The organism is Blautia sp. AF14-40 (genome assembly GCF_003479665.1).
GTDB lineage: Bacteria > Bacillota > Clostridia > Lachnospirales > Lachnospiraceae > Fusicatenibacter > Fusicatenibacter saccharivorans.
This window is the reverse complement of the sequence record NZ_QUHK01000105.1, coordinates 387-1,299: the sequence shown is the minus strand read 5'-3', so window position 1 is coordinate 1,299 and position 913 is coordinate 387. Positions and strand designations below refer to the sequence as shown.

Annotated in this window: 1 protein-coding gene; it reads left to right on the top strand. The window is 42.5% G+C overall.

Translation table 11 applies throughout. The features are described from left to right. Nucleotides 1-660 (top strand): IS66 family transposase (tnpC, locus tag DWW13_RS18515; protein WP_118720834.1); only part of this gene is annotated, 660 nt, incomplete at its 5' end. Between the last annotated feature and the right edge of the window lie 253 nt (nt 661-913).

The following is a 913-nucleotide window of genomic DNA, read 5'->3' as shown; positions in this document are numbered from 1 at the left end:
TTCCTACAGGGGTTCAGCGGATATCTGGAGACGGATGGATATCAGGGTTATAATAATCTGCCGGATATCAAGCGCTGTTCTTGCTGGGCACATGTGAGACGTTACTTCACAGATGCCATACCGAAAGGGAAAGAGTATGATTACAGCCTTCCGGCAGTGCAGGGAGTACAGTTCTGTTCCAGGCTGTTTGATTGTGAGCGGTACTCAAAAGCAAAAAATCACACTGCGGAGCAGAGAAAACAATTTCGTCTTGAAAAGGAGAAGCCGATACTGGAGGCATTCTGGAATTGGCTGGATCAACAGCGCCCAAACAAGGGAACCCGTTTGGCGAAAGCGGTAAACTATGCCCAAAATCGGAAAGACACCCTGATGACCTATCTGGAAGACGGTCATTGCAGTTTATCCAACAATCTTAGTGAGAATGCAATCAGACCATTCACTGTTGGCCGGAAGAACTGGCTGTTCAGCGCCAGTCCTAAAGGAGCCACCGCTAGTGCTATTGTGTATACAATGGTTGAGATGGCAAAAGCGAATGATCTGAATACCTATAAATATCTGACATATCTCTTATCACAGCGGCCAGACGATAAAATGTCAGATGAACAGTTGGAACAGCTTGCCCCATGGAGCGAGACTGCGAAAACGAACTGTCAAAACTAAAATAGAGTAAAACGCTTGCATCTATCATTTTGGTGCAAGCGTAATTCATGAGTAACGTAGCAATATTTTGCGCTTACTTTTTATTACCTATCAGTTTCTTCAACCTTATGTGTATTTCTCATTTCTTCCAACTGTTTTCTAGTCATGTCTAAAGGTGTTAGTCGTTGTCCTGAAAAATTATATTCTGCAATCCATAACTTTCTAGTTTTTCCCTCAAAAACTTCATAGTGTCCATGTAATAAATCTATAGAAA